The sequence below is a fragment of the Kitasatospora sp. NPDC001547 genome (assembly GCF_042894165.1).
In the GTDB taxonomy this organism is placed as follows: Bacteria; Actinomycetota; Actinomycetes; order Streptomycetales; family Streptomycetaceae; genus Kitasatospora.
On sequence record NZ_JBIAVL010000003.1, the window covers coordinates 420,227 to 440,155 of the forward strand.

16 protein-coding genes are annotated in these 19,929 nt (G+C 74.0%); 10 read left to right on the plus strand and 6 right to left on the minus strand.

What is annotated here, in order from left to right:
- Complete coding sequence (locus tag ACFY0X_RS07590) at positions 1-1,209, plus strand: ROK family protein (protein ID WP_387750205.1); 1,209 nt, start codon at positions 1-3, stop codon at positions 1,207-1,209.
- A 137-nt stretch (positions 1,210-1,346) separates the two neighbouring features.
- Here ACFY0X_RS07590 and ACFY0X_RS07595 read toward each other — a convergent pair whose 3' ends face one another.
- Positions 1,347-2,381 (minus strand): ABC transporter permease, encoded by a 1,035-nt coding sequence (locus ACFY0X_RS07595; protein WP_387750208.1) that lies wholly within the window; start codon positions 2,379-2,381, stop codon positions 1,347-1,349.
- A gap of 126 nt (positions 2,382-2,507) precedes the next feature.
- On the opposite strand from ACFY0X_RS07595, the gene ACFY0X_RS07600 reads away from it, so the two are divergent.
- Entirely contained in the window at positions 2,508-2,957 is a 450-nt protein-coding gene (locus ACFY0X_RS07600; RefSeq protein ID WP_387750211.1) for a MarR family winged helix-turn-helix transcriptional regulator, read from the plus strand.
- 154 nt (positions 2,958-3,111) lie between these two features.
- Positions 3,112-4,668, plus strand: a complete 1,557-nt coding sequence (locus ACFY0X_RS07605) for an MDR family MFS transporter (RefSeq protein ID WP_387750214.1) — start codon at positions 3,112-3,114, stop codon at positions 4,666-4,668.
- 154 nt (positions 4,669-4,822) lie between these two features.
- Here ACFY0X_RS07605 and ACFY0X_RS07610 read toward each other — a convergent pair whose 3' ends face one another.
- Together ACFY0X_RS07610 and ACFY0X_RS07615 are read right to left on the minus strand one after the other, a co-directional pair.
- Positions 4,823-5,077 (minus strand): hypothetical protein, encoded by a 255-nt coding sequence (locus ACFY0X_RS07610; protein WP_387750217.1) that lies wholly within the window; start codon positions 5,075-5,077, stop codon positions 4,823-4,825.
- Positions 5,078-5,103: 26 nt separating this feature from the next.
- The gene (locus ACFY0X_RS07615; protein WP_387750220.1) at positions 5,104-6,282 is read right to left on the minus strand and encodes an anion permease; all 1,179 of its coding nucleotides are present in this window, start codon (positions 6,280-6,282) and stop codon (positions 5,104-5,106) included.
- 337 nt (positions 6,283-6,619) lie between these two features.
- On the opposite strand from ACFY0X_RS07615, the gene ACFY0X_RS07620 reads away from it, so the two are divergent.
- Positions 6,620-8,194: an NlpC/P60 family protein gene (locus ACFY0X_RS07620; protein ID WP_387750223.1), complete on the plus strand. Its 1,575-nt coding sequence runs from the start codon at positions 6,620-6,622 to the stop codon at positions 8,192-8,194.
- 85 nt (positions 8,195-8,279) lie between these two features.
- Here ACFY0X_RS07620 and ACFY0X_RS07625 read toward each other — a convergent pair whose 3' ends face one another.
- The 3 genes from ACFY0X_RS07625 to ACFY0X_RS07635 all read right to left on the minus strand — a co-directional run bounded on the left by ACFY0X_RS07625 (position 8,280) and on the right by ACFY0X_RS07635 (position 13,679).
- Positions 8,280-10,559: an FdhF/YdeP family oxidoreductase gene (locus ACFY0X_RS07625; RefSeq protein ID WP_387750225.1), complete on the minus strand. Its 2,280-nt coding sequence runs from the start codon at positions 10,557-10,559 to the stop codon at positions 8,280-8,282.
- 241 nt (positions 10,560-10,800) lie between these two features.
- Complete coding sequence (locus tag ACFY0X_RS07630; protein ID WP_387750228.1) at positions 10,801-12,729, minus strand: FAD/NAD(P)-binding protein; 1,929 nt, start codon at positions 12,727-12,729, stop codon at positions 10,801-10,803.
- The gene (locus ACFY0X_RS07635) at positions 12,726-13,679 is read right to left on the minus strand and encodes an amino acid ABC transporter permease (RefSeq protein WP_387750231.1); all 954 of its coding nucleotides are present in this window, start codon (positions 13,677-13,679) and stop codon (positions 12,726-12,728) included. Before ACFY0X_RS07635 ends, ACFY0X_RS07630 begins: the two co-directional genes overlap by 4 nt.
- A 602-nt stretch (positions 13,680-14,281) precedes the next feature.
- Here ACFY0X_RS07635 and ACFY0X_RS07640 point away from each other — a divergent pair.
- From ACFY0X_RS07640 to ACFY0X_RS07665, 6 genes are read left to right on the plus strand one after another with little or no spacing between them, the layout of a single operon-like run.
- The gene (locus ACFY0X_RS07640) at positions 14,282-15,430 is read left to right on the plus strand and encodes an LLM class flavin-dependent oxidoreductase (protein ID WP_387750233.1); all 1,149 of its coding nucleotides are present in this window, start codon (positions 14,282-14,284) and stop codon (positions 15,428-15,430) included.
- Positions 15,427-16,044, plus strand: coding sequence for a GNAT family N-acetyltransferase (locus ACFY0X_RS07645; protein WP_387750236.1), 618 nt, complete (start codon positions 15,427-15,429; stop codon positions 16,042-16,044). Before ACFY0X_RS07640 ends, ACFY0X_RS07645 begins: the two co-directional genes overlap by 4 nt.
- Before the next feature lie 10 nt (positions 16,045-16,054).
- Positions 16,055-16,999: an ABC transporter substrate-binding protein gene (locus ACFY0X_RS07650; protein ID WP_387750238.1), complete on the plus strand. Its 945-nt coding sequence runs from the start codon at positions 16,055-16,057 to the stop codon at positions 16,997-16,999.
- A 26-nt stretch (positions 17,000-17,025) separates the two neighbouring features.
- Entirely contained in the window at positions 17,026-18,048 is a 1,023-nt protein-coding gene (locus ACFY0X_RS07655; protein WP_387750240.1) for an amino acid ABC transporter permease, read from the plus strand.
- 53 nt (positions 18,049-18,101) lie between these two features.
- Entirely contained in the window at positions 18,102-18,854 is a 753-nt protein-coding gene (locus ACFY0X_RS07660) for an amino acid ABC transporter ATP-binding protein (RefSeq protein ID WP_387750601.1), read from the plus strand.
- 44 nt (positions 18,855-18,898) lie between these two features.
- The gene (locus ACFY0X_RS07665) at positions 18,899-19,882 is read left to right on the plus strand and encodes an ABC transporter substrate-binding protein (protein ID WP_387750243.1); all 984 of its coding nucleotides are present in this window, start codon (positions 18,899-18,901) and stop codon (positions 19,880-19,882) included.
- Positions 19,883-19,929: the final 47 nt, after the last annotated feature.

Below are 19,929 nucleotides of genomic sequence, written 5' to 3' on the forward strand. Positions count from 1 at the left end.
ATGCACGAGCCGGACCCCGTCCGGACCGGGCCCGCCAGCCAGCAGGGGATGCGCCGGGCCAACCTGGCCCTGGTGCTCGGGACGATCGCCGACGGACCGCGCTCGCGCGCCGAGGTCGCCGCCGGGACCGGACTGACCAGGGCCGCCGTCTCCTCGCTCGCCGAACAGCTGATCGCCGCCGGCCTGGTGGTCGAGGAGGGCCCCACCGCGCCCAGCGGCAAGGTCGGCCGTCCCGGCACCGCGCTCGGCCTCAACCCGGCCGGGCCCGGCGGCCTCGGCGCCGAGATCGGGGTGCGGCACCTGGGCGCCTGCGTGGTCGACCTGCGCGGGGAGGTCCGCGCCTGGCGCCGCCGCGAGGTCTCCAACCACGGGCGCGAGCCCGCCGCCGTGCTGGCCGAGCTCGCCGACCTGCTGCACGGGGCCGTCACCGAGTCGGGGCTGCGCCCGGCCGGCCTCACCCTGGCCGTGCCCGGGCTGGTCGGCGCCTCCGGCGGGGTGCTCCAGCGGGCCGCCAACCTGGGCTGGCGGGACGTCCCGCTGGCCGCCGTCCTGCGCCCGGCGCTGCGGGCGGCCGGGGGAGGCCTGGGCGAGCTGCCGATCGAGGCGGACAACGAGGCCAACCTCGGCGGACTGGCCGAGCGCTGGGTGGGCGCGGGCCCGGAGGACTTCCTGTACGTCTCCGCCGAGGCCGGGGTCGGCGCCGCGATCGTGGTCGGCGGCCGGCTGCTGCGCGGGGCGGGCGGTTTCGCCGGGGAGTTCGGCCACGTGCCCGTCCACCCCGACGGACCCGGCTGCGCCTGCGGGGCGCGCGGCTGCCTGGAGCAGTACGCGGGCGAGGCGGCGGTGCTGCGGGCGGCCGGCCTGGCCGGCGTTCCGGGCGACTGGGTGACGCTGCTCGCCGAGCGCGCCGGGGCCGGGGACGCGGACGTCCTTTCGGCGCTGGCCGGGGCCGGTGCGGCGCTCGGCACCGCGGCCGCCGGCGCGGTCAACCTGCTGGACCCGGCCCAGGTGGTGCTGGGCGGCGGCTATGCCCGGCTGGCGCCCTGGCTGCTGCCCGCGATGCGGGCCGAGCTGGCCGCCCGGGTGGCGGTGCGGCCGTGGGCCGAGGACCGGCTGACGGTCTCCCGGCTGGGCCGCCGGGGCCCGCTGCTGGGCGCGGCGGTGCGGGTCGTCCGGGCCATCGTGGCCGACCCGGGGCCGCTCGGATAGGGCGTTCCCCCGCCCGTGCGGCCCCCGGCCGTCCCGGCCCGTGCGGCCCCGGGACGTTCCCACCCGAGCGGCCCCGGGACGCGACCGAGCCCCCGGCCGTGGGGCCGGGGGCTCGGTGACGGTCGGCCGCGGTCGGCTCAGGCCTCCACGGCGACCGGCTCGCGGTTCTCGGAGCGCCGCATGACGGCCAGCAGGGCGACACCGATGCCGATCAGCGCCCAGACCACCATGACCAGGATCGGCAGCCCCAGGTTGGTGGAGCCGAAGTAGGCGACCGACTTGGCCGCGCTGGTGCCGGCGCCGTTCGGGATCCAGGAGCTGATCGCCCGCCAGAACGGCGGCATCATCGGCGCCGGGTAGACCCCGCCCGCGCTCGGGTTGCCGAGCACGACGAAGACCAGCACCGCGAGGCCGATGCCGATGACGTCGAACAGGCACTGGAGCGCCATGGTGAAGGCGCCGACCGAGAACACCACCAGCGCGCCGACGGCGCTCAGGCCCACGATCGAGCCCGGCAGCGCGTCCAGCACCGGCCCGGCGATCAGCGTGCCGAGCAGGCCGGCGCCGATCGAGTACACCGCGAGCACGCCGAGGCGGATCAGCAGGCGGTGGACGTTGGCCGGCTTGGAGCCCGCGCTGATGCCCAGGATGGAGGCGACCAGGTAGCCGCCGACGCACCAGCCGATGACCAGGTAGAACGCGGACAGGCCGTTGGTGTCGCCCTGGGCGAGCGGCACCACGTCCTGGACCTTCACGGTGCGGCCCTGGCTCTGGTCGATCGCGGTGGTGATGGACTCGGCGGCCTTGGCCGCGGACGGGCCGCGGGCGCCGCCGACCAGCAGGGTGTCCTGGGTACCGGTCGGGTCCACGACCAGCGCCGCGTAGATCTTCTGGTCCTTGATCTGCCGGGTCGCCGTCTCGGCGTCCGGCGCGGTGACGGCCTTGACGGCGTCCTTCGGCACCGACTCCAGCGCGCCGACCAGCTTGGGGGCGACCTGCGGCGGGGCGACCACCGCGATGGAGAGGTTCTGCGGCGCCGGCTTGTGCAGCGCACCGATGTAGGAGGCGATGAAACCGAGCTGGAGCAGCAGCACGCCGATCACGAGCAGTGCCGCGCGCGGGGTGACCGCGGTCTTCAGTTCGGCGAGGAAACCCTGCTCTGGGGCTGGCATCCACATCTCCTTGCGTATCGGGGAAAAACGGTCCTTCCAGAACCGATACTTCATACCATGAAGTAGTTGGCTTGTCGCACCTTCCGGCAGGGGCCGCGCCGCGTGTCGCTGCGCGATACTGGCGCGGTGAGTGACGAGGAAGCCCTGGTGGCGGTGGAGCGCGAGGTCGCGCTGATGTTCCGGCGGGGCCGGGCCAGAGTGGCGGAACTCTCACGGCGGGTGCACCCCGGGCTGGAGGGGATGGCGTACAGCCTGCTCGGCTACATCGAGCAGGCCGGGCCGGTGCGGGTGACCGACGTCGGCGTGCACTTCTCGGTCGGCAAGGCGACGGTGAGCCGGCAGATCCGCACGCTGGAGGAGCTGGGCCTGGTGGCCCGGGAGACCGACCCGCTGGACCGCCGGGCCGCGCTGGTCTCGCTCACCGAGGACGGCCGGCGCCGCTACCTGGGCGCGCACCACGCCCGGATGCGGCGGGTGCGCGAGGTGATGGGCGGCTGGTCGCCGGACGACGTGACCCGCTTCGCCGAGCTGCTGCACCGCTTCAACGACGTGCTGGAGGAGCCGCCGGCCGAGTGATCCGGGGGCGTCGGCGGGGTGCGCGCGGTCCGCGGGGGCGGGCTTTACTTTCCCTTGAAGAAAGTTGCCTAATTCAACCATCCGGTCTTATGGTTGCTTACGGCAACGAACTTTCATGATCCGCGTATCCCGCACGCCTCGCCGAAGGACCCAGATGACCGTGACCACCGAGGCCGCGAGCGGAACCGCCGCCGCGACCGACAGTCAACAGATGACGCACCGGCAGGTGATGGAGGCGCTCTCCGGCCTGCTGCTCGGCCTCTTCGTGGCCGTGCTCTCCTCGACCGTCGTCTCCAACGCCCTCCCGCACATCCTGGCCGACCTGCACGGCGGCCAGTCCGCGTACACCTGGGTGATCACCGCCGCCCTGCTCAGCCTCACCGCCTCCACCCCGATCTGGGGCAAGCTCTCCGACCTCGTCAGCAAGAAGCTGCTGCTCCAGATCGCCCTGGTGATCTACATCGGCACCTCGGCGCTGGCCGGCCTCTCGCAGAACACCGGCGAGCTGATCGCCTGCCGCGCGCTCCAGGGCATCGGCGCCGGCGGCGTCGTGGCGCTGGGCCAGATCTGCCTGGCCGCGATGGTCCCGGCGCGTGAGCGCGGCCGGTACAGCGGCTACTTCGGCGCCGTCTTCGCGCTCGCCACCATCGGCGGACCGCTGATCGGCGGCGTCATCGTGGACACCCCCTGGCTGGGCTGGCGCTGGTGCTTCTACGTCGGCATCCCGTTCGCGCTGATCGCGATCCTGGTGGTGCAGCGCACCCTCAAGCTGCCGGTGGTCAAGCGCCGGGCGAAGATCGACTACCTGGGTGCGGTGGTCATCACCGCCTCGGTCAGCCTGCTGATGATCTGGATCACCCTGGCCGGCAAGAACTACGCCTGGCTGTCCTGGCAGACCGCGGCGATGGTCGGCGGCGGCCTGCTGCTGGGTGCCCTGGCCGTCGTGATCGAGCACCGCGCCGCCGAGCCGATCATCCCGCCGGGCCTCTTCAGGTACCGCACCGTCACCCTGGCCGCGCTGGCCAGCGTGCTGGTCGGCGTCGGGATGTACGGCGCGACCACCTTCCTCAGCCAGTACTTCCAGCTGGCCCGCGCCAAGTCCCCGACCGTGGCCGGCCTGATGACCCTGCCGATGATCCTCGGCCTGGCGGTCTCCTCCGCGGTGGCCGGCCGGCTGATCACCAAGTACGGCAAGTGGAAGGCCTACCTGGTCTCCGGCACCGCGCTGCTCGCCGTCGGCTTCGGCCTGCTCGGCACCGCCCGGGCCGACACCGACTACGTGCTGCTCTCCGTCTACATGGCGATCACCGGCGTCGGCCTCGGCCTGACCAGCCAGAACCTGGTGCTCGCCGTGCAGAACACGGTGCCCCGGCACGAGCTCGGCGCGGCCAGCTCGGTGGTCACCTTCTTCCGCACCATGGGCGGCGCGATGGGCGTCTCCGCGCTCGGCGCGCTGATGACCAACAAGGTCGGCCACTACCTGGCCGAGAACCTGGCGGCGGCGCACGTCCCGGCGTCGCCCGCGGCGTCCGGCGGCGGCATCCCGGACCTGTCGAAGCTGCCGGCCCCGATCGTGCCGCTGGTGACGGACGCCTTCGGCCACGGCGTCGGCACCGTCTTCCTGTGGGCCGCCCCGTTCGCGGCGCTGGCCTTCGTCACCGTGCTCTTCATCCGGGAGACCGCGCTGAAGACCACCACCCAGGAGGGCTGACCGGACGGCGGGACCGGCGGCCGCCGGGATACGCGGAACGGGCCGGGGAGTATCTCGACACTCCCCGGCCCGTTGCCGTGTGCGCGGTGCGCGGTGCGCGGTGCGCGGTGCGCGGTGCGCGGTGCGCGTGTGGTGCGTGTGGCGTGCGCGGCGGCTACTTGCCGGCGATCAGCGACAGCCCGTAGAGGACGGCCCCGCCGCACAGCGCGAAGCAGACGCAGGCGCCGGCCAGGGCGAGCCTGCCGCCGCCCGCGGTGCCGGTGGCGGTCCCGCCCTCGGCGGCGGCGCTCACCGCGGCCTCGCGGCGGGACAGCGCCAGGATGCCGAGCGCGAAGACGGCGACCACGGCGACGGTGACGCCGAAGCTGAGCCCGGCGGTCTGGGCCAGGGCGTTCCACTTGATGTGCATGGTGAGTGCTCCTCAGCCCGCGGTGCTCAGGCCGCGACCGTGGTCGAGGCGGGGGTGGGGGTGTTCGCGGTCCCGGTCGGTGCGACCTCGACCGGGGTGATGTCGACGTCGTTGACGTTGTCCGCGCCGACCGGCTGGCGGCGGGAGATCAGCCACATCGCGGTCGCGCCGGCCACCAGCAGGGCGCCGACCAGGGCGACGCCCCAGCTGCCCTGCTCGGCCAGCAGGGCGGCGCCGCCGGAGACCACCGCGGCGGCCGGCAGGGTCAGGCCCCAGGTGTAGACCATGCGGCGGACCAGGCTCCAGCGCAGCTCGCCCTTCGGGCCGCCGAGGCCGGCGCCCATGATGCCGCCGGAGCAGACCTGGGTGGTGGAGAGGCCGAAGCCCATGTGCGAGGACGTCAGGATGACGGTGGCGGCGGCCGACTCGGAGGCGAAGCCCTGCGGCGGGCGGATGTCCGCCAGGCCCTTGCCCATCGAGCGGATGATCCGCCAGCCGCCCATGTAGGTGCCGAGCGCGATCGCGGCGCCTGCGGAGACGATCACCCAGGTGGGGGGCAGCGCGCCGTGCGGCAGGGCGCCGACCGAGACCAGGGTCAGGGTGATGATGCCCATCGTCTTCTGGGCGTCGTTGGTGCCGTGCGCGAGCGAGATCAGCGAGGAGGAGAAGACCTGGCCGGTCTTGAAGCCCTTCTCGGTGGTCGCGGCGTCGCCCTTGCGGGTGATCGCGTAGGCCAGCTTGGTGGCGCCCCAGGAGGCCAGGCCGGCGACGAAGGGGGAGGCGACGGCCGGGATGAGGATCTTGGTGACCACGGTGTCGAAGTTGACGCCGTTCATGCCGACGCCGACGATCGTGGCGCCGATCAGGCCGCCGTACAGCGCGTGCGAGGAGCTGGACGGCAGGCCGCGCAGCCAGGTCAGCAGGTTCCAGAGGATCGCTCCGGCCAGGGCGGCGAAGATGATCTCGGGATGGACGCCGGCCTTCTCGTTGACGATGCCGCCGGAGATGGTGGTGGCGACCTTCACGGACAGGAACGCGCCCGCGAAGTTGAGCAGGGCCGCGATGGTGACCGCGACCTTCGGACGAAGGGCCCCGGTCGCGATCGCGGTGGCGGCCGCGTTGGCGGTGTCGTGGAACCCGTTGGTGAAGTCGAAGGCGAGCGCCGTGATGATCACAACGGCCACCAGGAACGAGATGTGTTCCATACCCAAACAATCGTCGTAGTTGTCGCACGGACGTTGATGACTGTCGCGACCGTAGGTCCGCTTGGTAAACGGAAGGTGAACTGGGCCGGGAATCGTGGTTCCGTCGGTTTACTCGCGGTGACCGTTGTCTTTCATCGGGGTGACTTCGGGCGCGCCGAACTGGACATTAGCGAAGAAGACGGCGGTTCGTCCGGGTTTGCTGAGAGCTGTCTCACAGGTCCGTCGAGAATTAACCTCCCGGTCCGCCCGCGCCCTGTTTCCGGCGAGTAACCCGTGGGAGGATCTGCGGGATCCGGGAAGCCGGGACAGGGGCAGTGCGCGGCGGGGAGGACCAGCCATGGGCGGGGCGGTACAGGGAACGGAGACGGCCCGCATACGGCCCTGGGTGCGGGCGGCGCTGCGCTGCGGAGCCGTCCTCGCGGCCGCGGCCCTCGCGCTGCCGGCGGGTGCCCAGGCCGCCTGGGCCGCACCCGACCCGGGCACCGGCCAGGTCGTCGCGGACCCGCTCGCCGCCGCCAAGGCCACCCTCGGCCCGCTGCTGGACCAGCTGCACGCGCTCTACCAGAGCGCCGAGGCCGCCACCGAGCAGTACAACGGCGCCGTAGCCAAGGCGGCGGACCAGCAGACCTCGCTCACCGACCTCCAGGGCCGGCTGGAGCGCCAGCAGAAGCAGGTCGACGCCGGCACCGACGTCGCCTCGCAGCTCGCCGCCGCGCAGTACCGCAACGGCGCCGCCTCGGCCTACGCCGAGCTGCTGCTCTCCAAGGACCCGTACGAGGCGGTCGTCATCGCCGAGCTGCTCGCCTCGGCCAGCCGCTCGCAGTCGGAGTTCCTGGACAAGCTGAAGAGCGACCGGGACGCGCTGGACGGGCTGAAGAAGCAGACCGAGGAGGCGCTGAACACCTCCCGGGCGCTGGTCGCCCAGCAGGACGCGGCCAAGGCCAAGGCGGCCGCCGACCTCGCCGCCGTCGAGCAGGTGGTCTCCTCGCTGACCGGCGCCCAGCGGGCCGAGCTGGAGCAGCTGGAGAAGGCCAAGGCGGACGAGGCGCAGCTCGCGTTCCTCGCCTCCGGAGCGCTCGGCAAGGGGGAGCGCACGCCCTCCCTGCAGGGGCGCGCGGCCATCACCTTCGCGCTGGCGCAGGTGGGCAAGCCGTACCTGTGGGGCGGCACCGGCCCGGACGCCTACGACTGCTCGGGCCTCACCTCCCAGGCCTGGCTGCACGCCGGCAAGCCGATCCCGCGCACCAGCCAGGAGCAGTGGGCGCAGCTGCCGCACGTGGCGCTCGACCAGCTGCGGCCCGGCGACCTGGTGGTGTACTTCCAGGACGCCTCGCACATCGGGATGTACATCGGCGGCGGGCTGATCGTGCAGGCGCCGCGGCCCGGCGCCTTCATCAAGATCTCGCCGATCGGCTCGATGCCGATCCTCGGGGCCGTCCGGCCGGATCCGTCCGGCGCGGCGGACGAGGCGGGCGGCACCTGGAGGGTGCCCGACCTCCCGGCGGGCTGGGACTCCGTCACGCCGATCGCGCCGAGCCCCGTCGGCCAGGTGCCGGCCGCGCCGGCCCCGGGCGGCGCGGTGACGCCGCCGACCGCGCCGGGCACGCCGACCGGGACGCCGGGCACCCCGGACGGGACCGGCACGCCGACCGCGCCGGGCACGCCGACCGACCCCGGTACGCCGTCCGGCGGCACGCCGAACCCCACGCCGAACCCCACGCCGACCGGGACGCCGACCGGGACGGGCACCCCGACCCCGACCGGCACGCCGGGCACCCCGAGCGGGACCGGCACGCCCGCCCCGACCGGGACGGGCACCCCGACGCAGCGCCCGAGCGGCACCGGCTCGGCGAGCGCCCCGGCCCCGGGCAGCGCCACGGCCACGCTGCCGCTGGGCACGCCGACGCACTGACCGGGCCCCGCGGAGAACGGGAGGAGGCCGCCCGGCGTCCGGTGACGCGGGGCGGCCTCCGTGCTGCCCGGGGGCGGCCGGTCGGCTATTCGCCGCTGTCGGGGGCGAAGCGGATCACCACGGCCTTGGAGGTGGGGGTGTTGCTGATGTCGGCGGTGGAGTCCAGCGGCACCAGGACGTTGGTCTCCGGGTAGTAGGCCGCCGCGCCGCCGCGGGCGACGGGGTAGTGGACGACCCGGAAGTGCGGGGCGCGGCGCTCCACGCCGTCGCTCCACTCGCTGACCAGGTCGACGTACCGGCCGTCGGCGAGCCCGAGCTCGTCGGCGTCCGCGGGGTTGACCAGGACCACCCGGCGCCCGCCCTTGATGCCCCGGTAGCGGTCGTCGAGGCCGTAGACGGTGGTGTTGTACTGGTCGTGCGAGCGCAGGGTCTGCAGCAGCAGCCGGCCCGGCGGGACGTCCGGGGCGGTCAGCGGGTTGACGGTGAAGTTGGCCCGGCCGGTCGCGGTCGGGAAGGTGCGGGTGTCCCGGGGGCCGTGTGGCAGGGTGAAGCCGCCGGGGCGGCGGACCTTCTCGTTGTAGTCCTCGAAGCCCGGGACGACCCGGGCGATCCGGTCCCGCAGGGTGTCGTAGTCGGTGGCGAAGTCCTCCCACGGCACGGTGTCCTGCGGCCCGAGCACGCTGCGGGCGAGCCGGCAGACGATCGCGGTCTCGGAGAGCAGGCCGGGCGCGGGCGGGCGCAGGCCGCCGCGCGAGGCGTGCACCTGCCCCATCGAGTCCTCGACGCTGACGAACTGGGCGCCGCGCGCGGTGACGTCCCGGTCGGTGCGGCCCAGCGTCGGCAGGATCAGGGCGCGGGCGCCGGTGACCACGTGCGAGCGGTTGAGCTTGGTGGAGACGTGGACGGTCAGCCGGCAGCGGCGCATCGCGGCCTCGGTCACCTCGGTGTCCGGGGTGGCGGCGACGAAGTTGCCGCCCATCGCGAAGAACACCCCGATCCTGCCGTCGCGCATCGCGCGGATGGTGTCCACCGAGTCGAGGCCGTGCTCGCGCGGCGGCTCGAAGCCGAACTCCTTGCCCAGCGCGTCCAGGAAGGCGGTGGTGGGGCGCTCGAAGATGCCCATCGTCCGGTCGCCCTGGACGTTGCTGTGCCCGCGCACCGGGCAGACGCCGGCGCCGGGGCGGCCGACGTTGCCGCGCAGCAGCAGGAAGTTGACCACCTCGCGGATGGTCGGCACGGCGTGCTTGTGCTGGGTGAGGCCCATCGCCCAGCAGACGATGATCTTCCTGGAGGCCAGCACCAGCCGGCCGAGCTCCTCGATCTGCTCCCAGGGCAGGCCGGTCGCGGCGAGCACCTCGTCGCGGTCGGTCGCGCGCGCCTGGGCCTCGAACTCCTCGAAGCCGTGGCAGTGTTCGGCGACGAACTCGTGGTCGACGCCGTCCCGCTCCAGGACGATCCGGTTCAGCGCGCGGAACAGCGCGAGGTCGCCGCCGAGCCGGATCTGCAGGAAGAGGTCGGTCAGCTTGGTGCCGTGGCCGACCAGGCCGCGGGCGTGCTGGGGGTTCTTGAACCGCTCCAGGCCCGCCTCCGGCAGCGGGTTGACGCTCACGATGGTGGCGCCGGCCCGCTTGGCGCGCTCCAGCGCGGAGAGCATCCGGGGGTGGTTGGTGCCCGGGTTCTGGCCCGCCACGATGATCAGGTCGGCCTGGTAGAGGTCCTTCAGGCTGACGCTGCCCTTGCCGACGCCGAGCGTCTCGGTGAGCGCCGAGCCGGAGGACTCGTGGCACATGTTGGAGCAGTCCGGCAGGTTGTTGGTGCCGAGCCGGCGGGCGAACAGCTGGTACGCGAAGGCGGCCTCGTTGCTGGTCCGGCCGGAGGTGTAGAAGGCGGCGCCGTCCGGGGTGTCCAGGGCCTTCAGCTCCTCGGCGATCAGCGCGAAGGCGTCGTCCCAGGAGACCGGCGTGTAGTGGGTGTCGCCCTCGTCGAGCAGCATCGGCTGGGTGAGCCGGCCCTGCTGGCCCAGCCAGTAGCCGGAGCGTCCGGCCAGGTCGGCGACCGGGTGGGCGGCGAAGAACTCGGCGCGGACGCGGCGCTCGGTGGCCTCCTCGGCGACGGCCTTGGCGCCGTTCTCGCAGAACTCGGCGGTGTGCGGCCTGTCCGGCTCGGGCCAGGCGCAGCCCGGGCAGTCGAAGCCGTTCTGCTGGTTGACCTTGAGCAGGGTGGCCAGGGTGCGGCGGGCGCCCATCTGCTCGGCGGCCATCCGCAGGCTGTGGCCGACGGCGGGCAGCCCGGCGGCCGCGTGCTGGGGCGCGGACACCTCGGGGGCGTCCTGGGCCGGGTCGCTCTGCGGGGCCTGCTTGGCCATGACCGCTCTCCTCGGGCTCTGCTGGTCCGGGCCGCCGCACCGTCGCGGGGGCCCACCCGCCCATCCTTCCACCTGCTCCGTGACGGGGGGAGGGCCGTACCGCGGACGACGGGGAGGCCGGCTCCGCGGCGGGCAGGACCGTCTCCACGACGAGGAGCGGAGAGGTCTTCGGAGCCTGAGCGCCCCCGCCGCGACGCCCCTGCCGCGACGCCCCCGCCCCGGCGGTCCCGGCCCCCGGCGCTCACGCCGCGAGCGCCGGGACGGCCGGGAGCGCGGCCAGCGCCCGGAGCAGGGCGCGGGCGGCGGCGTCGTTCTGCCGGAAGCCCGGGGCGTCGGTGCGCGGACGGGCGAAGGCGGCGGCCGCGCGCAGGCTGGTGTGCGGGCCGAGGGCGGTGCGGCGCGGGTGCGGGGCGCCGCCGAGGGCCGGGTCGAGCAGCCGGCCGTCGGCGGGGGCGATGGTGACCAGGCCGGAGCGGTGGGTGTAGTCCGGGTCGGCGACCACCTCCTCGACGACCCGTCCGGTGCGGTACAGCTCGCGCAGCACCGGGTCCAGGGTGCGGGCCAGCGCGTGCGCCGGCTGGTACGCCTCGATCAGCGCCGTCGCGGTGACGCGGTGGCCGGGCACGGTGGCGCCGGAGGCCCGCCAGGTGCCGCTCGCCTCGTCCCGTTCGATCCGTACGTCCGCGCCGAGGAAGCGCACCACCCCGGCCTCGGAGAGGGCGAGCAGCTGGCGCAGCCGGAAGCCGGGCGGGCCGGAGGCGAGGAAGCTGAAGTACCCGAAGAACCACCCGTCCACCTCCTCGGCGGTCGAGCGGGCGGTGAGCCGGCCGCTCGACATCACCCGGGGGAGCTGGCCGAACAGCGAGAGCAGGGCGAGGAAGGCGCCGAGGTCGGCGCTGTGCGCGGGGTCGGCGCGGCGGTCGGCGTCGGCGGCGACGTACGCGCGCAGGTGCGCCTGGAGCTCCTCGTCGCTGCCGAGTTCGAGCCCGGCCAGCGGGCGGTCGAGCCGTTCGAAGTCGAGCCGGTCGGCCGGGTCGGGGACGGCCTCGGCGACCAGGGCGGCGAGTCCGGGGCTGTACCAGCCGTGCCGGTCGTAGCGGGCGAGGAACTCCGGCCAGGGCAGGGCGGTGCGTTCGGGGTGGGCGTGGAACAGCTCGTGGTAGTGCCCGAAGCCGACTTCCTTGGCCATCAACGGCCAGAAGTCGCGCCGTAGTTCGAGCGGTCCGGGGGTGGCGAGCACGGCGTCCACGGCGGCCTGGTCGAAGTACCGGGGGAGCGGCGCGGGCGGCCCCTGGAGGCGGTAGCCGGTCTTGGAGTGGTACGGGACGCCGCGCCGGGAGCCGAGGTGGAGCACTGGTTCGCGGCCGGACGGGAGGTAGCGCAGCGCGGGCCCGTCGCCGGTGGGTTCGAAGCGGCCGCCGCGGCCCTCGGTGAGCAGCGCGACCAGGTCCACCGCGGCGAGGCCGAGGCCGCGCAGCACCACCGGCTCGCCGGGGGCCGGCCTCGCCAACTCCGCTGCCACGTCGGCGGAGTAGGCGGGCGGCAGGTGGAAGCGGCCGTGCCGGGCGGCGAAGGCGGCGTCGGCGGCGAAGCGCGGGTGCGGGGCGGAGTCGAGGTGGCCGAGGGCGAGCACCACGTGGTCGGCGGTGAGCGTCCGGTCGGTCAGGTGGACGGTCTGCGGGCCGTCGGCCGGGCCCTCGATCCGCCGGACGGTGTCGCGGTGGACGGTGACCGAGACGTGCGGGGGCAGTTCGGCGACGGCGCGGCGGAACACCCAGTCCAGATAGGCGCTCTGGGCCCGGCGGGTGGGGAAGTCGGTGGGCGCGAGGGTGCGCAGCTCGGCCCGGACGGCCGGGTCGGCGACCTCCCGGTACGGCGCGAACTCCTCCTGCCGCGGCGCCCATTCGGCGAGTGAGGGGCCGGGGCGGACCGGCCCTTCGAGGGTGGAGCGCTCGTCGGTGAACATGGTGACGTCCTCGGCCATCGAGTTCATCCGCAGCAGCGGGGACTGGTCGTGTCGCCAGATCCGGCCCGCGCCCGGCGGGTACGGGTCGACCAGATGGACCGCCAACGGCCGGTCGGAGGGCAGGAGTTCGGCGGCGTTGGCGGCGATCCGCTCCAGCAGTCCGGTGCCTCGCGGGCCGGCGCCGACGATGACCAGGCGCGTCATGCCCGTACCACCCTGGCGAAGGCGGCGCGGGCCCGTTGCAGCGGGGTGGGCGGCAGGCCGTCGCGGGTGGCGCCCCGGGCGAAGTGCCGTTCCACGTAGTACTGGCCGACGGACAGCAGGGTGGTGACCACCAGGTACCAGAGGGTGGCGACCATCAGCATCGGGATGACCTGGTACGACTGGAGGTAGACCAGCTGCACCGAGTAGAGCAGGTCGGAGACGGCCAGCACGCTGACGATGCTGGTGCCCTTGAGCGCGCCGATCAGCATGTTCCCGGCGGTCGGCACGATCGCCCGCATCGCCTGCGGCACCACGATCCGGCGCAGCACCCGCCACCGGCCGAGCCCGAGCGCGGACGCCGCCTCCAGCTGGCCGCGGTCCACGGAGAGGATGCCGCCGCGGATCACCTCGGCGGCGTACGCGGTCTCCAGCAGGGTGAGGCCGACGACGGCGGTCAGGGTGGGACCCATCAGGTTGACGGTCCTGACCGTGACGAACTCGGGGCCGAACGGGATGCCCAGGCCGAGGGTCGGGTAGAGCGCGCCGATGTTGAAGAAGAACAGCAGCTGCACCAGCGGCGGGGTGGAGCGGAACACCCAGACGTAGGCCCAGCCGAGGGTGCGCAGCACCGGGTTGGCGGACAGCCGCATGGTGGCGAGGAGGGTGCCGAACAGGAAGCCGAGGGCGAGGGTGACGGCGGTCAGCCAGAGGGTCAGGGTGAGCCCTTCGAGCACGGACCGGGCGGTGAACCAGTCGGCGACGACGCTCCACTGGAAGGCCCTGTTGCGGACCACCGAGTTGACCGCCATCGCGGCCAGCAGCAGGGCGACGGCGGCGGCCGCCCACTGGCCGGGCTTGCGGCGGGCGACGATCCGGGCCTCGGGATCGGGTGGCGCGGTGGGCCGGTCGAGTGCGGAGGGGGCGGGCAGGACGTCCTGCGGGGTGGCCATGGCGGCGGCTCCTGGGCGGAGTGCGGGCGGGGAGGGGTACGGCGGTGGTCACGTACGCGGGGCGCGGCCCGTGTCCCTCAACACGGCCGGCGCAGGCACTGCACTCCGCGTCGATCGTACGCACGCGCGATCGACGGCTGTCAAGGGTGGTCGGGAGGGCCGGAGCGGTCCTCCGGCGGCCGTCGGAGAAGTGACAGGAGATCGCAACAGTGCGGCAATGATGGATGGTTGACGTACCGATCGGCCGACTGCTCAACTTGAGGCCATGTACGCCGAGCAGCCCCTGGTCAGCCGTGACCACATCGACTTCGGTCGGGTGTGGTCCGCGGCGTGTCGCGGCTGACCCGGCAGCGGGCCGCCCGTCCGGCCTGATCTCCCCGCGGGGAGCCTCCCTCGGTTCGCCCCGTCGCGGCCCGGTCCCGTCCGTCGACCTCCGACGGCACGCCGGGCGTCCGCTGCCGCCGATGACCTCGCACTGCGCTCCGGCAGTCCCTCCCGCACTCCCCGCGTCCTCACCCTGCTCGACGGCCGCCCCGCCGCGGCCGCCTCCGGGCTGCCCGCCCGCGGCCCGTCGGACTTCCGCCCACCCGAAAGGTTCCGCCATGCCCGTCGAATTCCTCGGCATCGCCGCCACCGGCGACGGTTCGGAGACCACCGCCCGCACCACCGCCGCCTTCGACCGCGACTACACCCTGCGGCTGGCCCGGGCGCACGAGGACCACGGCTGGGACCGGGTGCTCTTCGCGTACGCGGCCGGCGCCCCGGAGCCGGCGGCCGCGGCGGCCTTCCTCGCCTCCCACCTGGACCGGCTGCGGATCCTGCTGGCGCACCGGCCCAACGTCTCCTACCCGACCTTCGCGGCGAAGACCTTCGCGACCCTCGACCGGATCAGCGACGGCCGGCTGACCGTGCACTTCATCACCGGCGGCAACGACCACGAGCAGCAGCGCGAGGGCGACTTCCTGACCAAGGACCAGCGCTACGAGCGCACCCGCGAGTACATCGGCATCGTCAAGAAGGCCTGGACGAGCCGGGAGCCCTTCGACCACGAGGGCCCGTACTACCGCTTCAACGACTTCGTCTCGGACGTCTTCCCGGTCCAGCAGCCGCGTCCGGCGGTGTCCTTCGGCGGCTCCTCGGAGGCGGCGTACGCGGCCGGCGGCGCCGAGGCCGACATCTACTGCCTGTGGGGCGAGCCGCTGGCCCGCACCGCCGAGCAGATCGAGCGGGTGAAGGAGGCGGCCCGGGCCGCGGGGCGCACCGACGTGCCGCGGATCCAGGTGGCGTTCCGGCCGATCATCGCGCCGACCGAGGAGCTGGCCTGGGAGAAGGCGCACCGGACGGTGGCCGCCATCCGGGCCCGCCGGGGCGCCGGCCGGCCGGGAGCCGCGCCCGGGGCCGCGGCGCCCGAGAACGCCGGCTCCCGGCGGCTGATCGAGATCGCCGAGGCCGGCGAGCGCTACGACCGCGCGCTGTGGACCCCGACCGCCGCGGCCACCGGCGGGGCGGGCAACTCCAACGCGCTGGTCGGCACCCCGGAGACGGTCGCCCAGGCGCTGCTCGACTACTACGACCTCGGCGTGGACATCCTCTCCGCGCGCGGCTACCACCTGCTGGACGACGCGATCGACTTCGGCCGGTACGTCATCCCGATCGTCCGCGAGGAGGTCGCCAAGCGGGACGCCGCCGCGGCCGCCCGGGCCGAGCGGGCCGAGCGCGACCGCCACCAGCTGATCGCGGCGCAGGCGTGAGCGCGGCCGCCCGGTCCGGGTTCCGCACGGTGGCCGCCGACGATCCGCTGGTCGAACCGCTGCTGCGGGAGCTCACCCACGAGTACGTCACCCGGTACGGCCCCGAGGGCCGCCAGGAGATGACCCGCTACCCGGCCGAGGCCTTCGCCGAGCCGCACGGAGTGCTGCTGCTCCTGCTGGAGGACGGCGAACCGGTGGCCGGCGGCGCGTACAAGCGCTACGACGGGCACACCGCCGAGGTGAAGCGGATGTGGACCCACTCCGCCCACCGCCGCCGCGGCCTGGCCCGTCGGGTGCTGGCCGAGCTGGAGCGGACGGCAGCCGCGGCCGGCTACACCCGGTTGTACCTCACCACCGGCCCGCGCCAGCCAGAGGCCAGGGGCCTCTACCTGGCGTCCGGCTACACCCCGCTGTTCGACGTCTCGGCCGACCCGCTGACCATCGGCCCGCTCCCGTTCGAGAAGCGGCTGCCCGTGTCCGAGCAGCGCTTGCCCGTGTCCGAGCAGCGTCCGCCCGTGCCCGCGGAGCGGCCGCCCGTGCCCGCGGAGCGCCGCCCCGCGAAGCGACCGGCCGCCGGCGGACGGCAGTCGTCCGTTCCGGCCCCGACCTCCTGAAAGGCTCCCCGTGAGAACCAGCACCGCCCGCCGCCTGCTCGCGACCGCCGCCCTGCTGCCGGTCCTGGCCCTGGCCGCCTGCGGCTCGGACCCGAAGATCGCGGGCGCGGCGGGGCCGGTCGGTCCGGCCGCCACCGCCACCGAGGACGTCGTCTCCGGCCTCACCCGCTCGGAGGCCGCCGCCGCACTGCTGCCCGAGGACGTCCGCCGGGCCGGCACGCTGAAGTTCGGCTCGGCCGTCGGCTCGCCGCCCGCCGCGTTCCACGCCGACCAGGCGGGCGGGAAGCCGGCCGGGATCGACGTGGACTTCACCGACGCGGTCGCCAGGCTGCTGGGCCTCACCGTGCAGCGCGAGGAGGCCGCCTTCGAGACCATCCTGCCCGCCCTGGACAGCGGGAAGTACGACGTCGGCACCGGCAACTTCGGGGTCACCACGGCCCGGCTGAGGACCATCGACTTCGTCACCTACATCGACGACGGCCAGGGCTTCGCCGTGAAGAAGGACAACACCGCGATCCAGCCGGTCACCGACCTGCTCCAGCTCTGCGGACTGACCATCGGCACCGGCGCCGGCACCACCTTCGAGACCACCCTCAACAGCCGTCGGAACGCCTGCTCCGACGCCGGGCGCAAGCCGTACGAGGTCAAGGCGTTCAGCGAGAGCGGCGCCCTGCTGACCAGCCTCCAGCAGGGCCGGGTGGACGTCGAGATGTCCACCATCAACGGCCTGCGCCACCAAGCCGCGCAGGAGGCCTCCGGCACCCGCTTCCTCGGCGAGTTCCACCGCCTCGACGTCGGCTTCGCCCTGAAGAAGGGCTCCAAGCTCGCCCCGGCCCTCCAGGCGGCGGTCAACCAGCTGATCAAGGACGGGACGTACGAGCGGATCCTGCGCAAGTGGGGGGTCGCCGAGTCGGCGATCAAGGAGTCGCAGATCAGCCCGCCCGAGCACGGCTGAGCGCCGGCCCCTGTGAGGAGACCCCGATGACCGTCACCACCGAGACCCCCGCGGCCCCGGCCCGCCGCCCGGCGGCCGCCCCCGATCTCGACCTCGACGCCCTGGACGGCCTGCGGACCGTCCCCGCCCGGCACCCCTGGCGCTGGGCCGCCGGGATCGCCGCCCTGGTCGTGCTCGCCCAGTTCGCCCACGGCCTGGCCACCAACCCCGGCTGGGACTGGGCCACCTTCCGGCTCTACTTCACCGCCGACACCATCCTCCGGGCGATCGGACGGACCCTCCAACTCACCGTCTACGGCACGGTCCTGGGCTTCCTGCTGGGCACCGTGGTGGCCGCGATGCGGCTGTCCCGCAGCGCGGTCCTGCGGTCCGTCGCCTGGGCCTACGTGTGGGTGTTCCGCTCGATCCCGCTGATCGTCCAGCTGGTGTTCTGGTTCAACCTCTCCTACCTGTACAAGCGGTTCGGGATCGGCGTCCCGTTCGGCCCGACCTTCGGCGACGTCGAGACCGTCGGGGTGCTCGGCGCGCTCGGCGCGGCGGTGCTCGGCCTCGGGCTGCACCAGGCCGCGTTCGCCGCCGAGATCATCCGCGGCGGCGTCATCGCGGTGGACGCCGGCCAGCGGGAGGCCGCCGCCGCGCTCGGCATCCCGCGCTGGCGCCAGGGCTGGCGGATCGTGCTGCCGCAGGCCATGCGGGGCATCCTGCCGGCCGCCGCCAACGAGGTGATCTCGCTGCTCAAGGGCACCTCGGTGGTCTACGTGATGGCCATCGGCGAGCTCTTCTACCAGGCCCAGGTGATCTACGGCCGCACCGGCCGGGTGGTGCCGCTGCTGATGGTCGCCACCGTCTGGTACGTGCTGCTGACCACCCTGCTCTCGATCGGCCAGTACTACGTCGAGCGCCACTTCGCCCGCGGCGCGGAGCGCACCCCGCCGCCCACCCCGTGGCAGCGCGTCCGGGCCTTCGCCCGGAGCCTGCCGGACCGCACCCGGCCGGCCGCCGCCCGTATCCGGCCCGCCGCCGCCCGTACCCCCGGAGGACAGTCGTGACCACCCTGACGAAGCCCGACCCGGCGCCGGCCGGTCCGGCCCCGGCCGCCCCGATGGTGCGGGTCCGCGGCCTGCACAAGAGCTTCGGCCGGCTGGAGGTGCTGCGCGGCGTCGACCTGGACGTCCCGGCCGGCTCGGTGACCGTGGTGCTCGGCCCGTCCGGCTCCGGCAAGTCCACCCTGCTGCGCGCGATCAACCACCTGGAGAAGCTGGACCGCGGCCACGTCGCCATCGACGGCGAGCTGATCGGCTACCGGCGCTCCGGCGACAAGCTGTACGAGCTCAGGGAGCGCGAGGTGCTGCGCCAGCGCACCGGCATCGGCTTCGTGTTCCAGAACTTCAACCTGTTCCCGCACCTCACCGTGCTGGAGAACCTGGTCGAGGCGCCGGTCGCCGCGCTGCGCCGCCCCAGGGCCGAGGCCAGGGCGGCGGCGCTGGCGCTGCTGGAGCGGGTCGGGCTGGCCGACAAGGCCGCCGCCTACCCCCGGCAGCTGTCCGGCGGGCAGCAGCAGCGGGTGGCGATCGCCCGGGCGCTGGCGCTGGAGCCCAAGGTGCTGCTGTTCGACGAGCCCACCTCGGCGCTCGACCCGGAGCTGGTCGGCGAGGTGCTGGACGTCATCAAGGACCTGGCCCGCAGCGGCACCACGATGATCGTCGTCACCCACGAGATCGGCTTCGCCCGCGAGGTCGCCGACACCGTGGTCTTCATGGACGGCGGCGTGGTGGTCGAGCAGGGGCCGCCCGCCGAGGTCCTGGACCGGCCGCGGCACGAGCGCACCCGGGCCTTCCTGGCCAAGGTCCTCTGACCGCCCGTCTCTCCGAACCCCCTTCACCGAGCAGGAGTTCCGCCATGTCCCTACCCCGTCGCGCCGTCCTGACCGCCACCGGAGCGCTCGCCGCCGCCCTCGTCCTGGCCGGCTGCGGCAGCGGTGCCACGGGCGCGGCGGCGGAACCCGGCCCGGCCGGGGGCAGCACCGCGCCGGACGGCACGGTGGTGAACCTGTCACCGAACCAGCACCGGGTCACCACGCCCAAAGTCGACGCGATCGCCGCGCTGGTCCCGGAGGAGATCAGGAGGAAGGGGACGCTGAGCGTGGTCGACTCCATCGGCACCACCCCGCCGCTGGACTTCTACGCCGACGACGACCGGACCGTCATCGGCGTCGAACCGGACCTCGCCTCGCTGATCGGCGACGTGCTGGGCCTCAAGGTCGAGTTCCACCCGGTCTCCTGGGAGAACATCTTCGTCGGCCTGGACAGCGGCAAGTACGACGTGGGCGTCTCCAACATCACCGTCACCGAGGCGCGCAAGGAGAAGTACGACTTCGCCACCTACCGGCTGGACGTCCTGGGCTTCGAGGCCAGGAAGGGCAGCGGCCTCAAGGTCACCGGCGCCGGGGACCTCGCGGGCCGGTCGGTCGGCGTCGCCACCGGCACCAACCAGGAGAAGCTGCTGGTCTCCTGGAGCGAGGAGAACGTCAGGAACGGCCTCAAGCCGATCGACATCAAGTACTTCCAGGGCACCGAATACTACCTGGCGCTCTCCTCCGGCCGGATCGATGTCTACACCGGCCCCAACCCCAGCGTCGCCTTCCACGCCGTGCGGACCGGCGAGACCGAGGTCGTCGGCACCTACTCGGGCGGCGGCGCGGACGTCCTCGGCAAGATCGCGGCGACCACCAGGAAGGACAACGGGCTGGTCAAGGCGCTGAACGGGGCGATCGACGAGGTGATCCGGAACGGCACGTACGGGCAGGTGCTCAAGCGCTGGGGCCTGGACGGCGAGGCCGTGCGCGGCTCCGAGATCAACCCGCCCGGGCTGCCCAAGCCGTGACGGCACCGGAGCGCACCGGGCCGGGCCCGTTCACCTGTTCGTTCCCG

Excerpts from the sequence above, each read along its gene's own strand:
- ACFY0X_RS07615 (WP_387750220.1), bottom strand. The coding sequence starts at position 6,282 with ATGGAACACATCTCGTTCCTGGTGGCCGTTGTGATCATCACGGCGCTC.
- ACFY0X_RS07605 (WP_387750214.1), top strand. The coding sequence starts at position 3,112 with ATGACCGTGACCACCGAGGCCGCGAGCGGAACCGCCGCCGCGACCGAC.
- ACFY0X_RS07590 (WP_387750205.1), top strand. The coding sequence starts at position 1 with ATGCACGAGCCGGACCCCGTCCGGACCGGGCCCGCCAGCCAGCAGGGG.
- ACFY0X_RS07620 (WP_387750223.1), top strand. The coding sequence starts at position 6,620 with ATGGGCGGGGCGGTACAGGGAACGGAGACGGCCCGCATACGGCCCTGG.
- ACFY0X_RS07610 (WP_387750217.1), bottom strand. The coding sequence starts at position 5,077 with ATGCACATCAAGTGGAACGCCCTGGCCCAGACCGCCGGGCTCAGCTTC.
- ACFY0X_RS07665 (WP_387750243.1), top strand. The coding sequence starts at position 18,899 with ATGTCCCTACCCCGTCGCGCCGTCCTGACCGCCACCGGAGCGCTCGCC.
- ACFY0X_RS07660 (WP_387750601.1), top strand. The coding sequence starts at position 18,102 with ATGGTGCGGGTCCGCGGCCTGCACAAGAGCTTCGGCCGGCTGGAGGTG.
- ACFY0X_RS07655 (WP_387750240.1), top strand. The coding sequence starts at position 17,026 with ATGACCGTCACCACCGAGACCCCCGCGGCCCCGGCCCGCCGCCCGGCG.
- ACFY0X_RS07635 (WP_387750231.1), bottom strand. The coding sequence starts at position 13,679 with ATGGCCACCCCGCAGGACGTCCTGCCCGCCCCCTCCGCACTCGACCGG.
- ACFY0X_RS07625 (WP_387750225.1), bottom strand. The coding sequence starts at position 10,559 with ATGGCCAAGCAGGCCCCGCAGAGCGACCCGGCCCAGGACGCCCCCGAG.
- ACFY0X_RS07630 (WP_387750228.1), bottom strand. The coding sequence starts at position 12,729 with ATGACGCGCCTGGTCATCGTCGGCGCCGGCCCGCGAGGCACCGGACTG.
- ACFY0X_RS07640 (WP_387750233.1), top strand. The coding sequence starts at position 14,282 with ATGCCCGTCGAATTCCTCGGCATCGCCGCCACCGGCGACGGTTCGGAG.
- ACFY0X_RS07595 (WP_387750208.1), bottom strand. The coding sequence starts at position 2,381 with ATGCCAGCCCCAGAGCAGGGTTTCCTCGCCGAACTGAAGACCGCGGTC.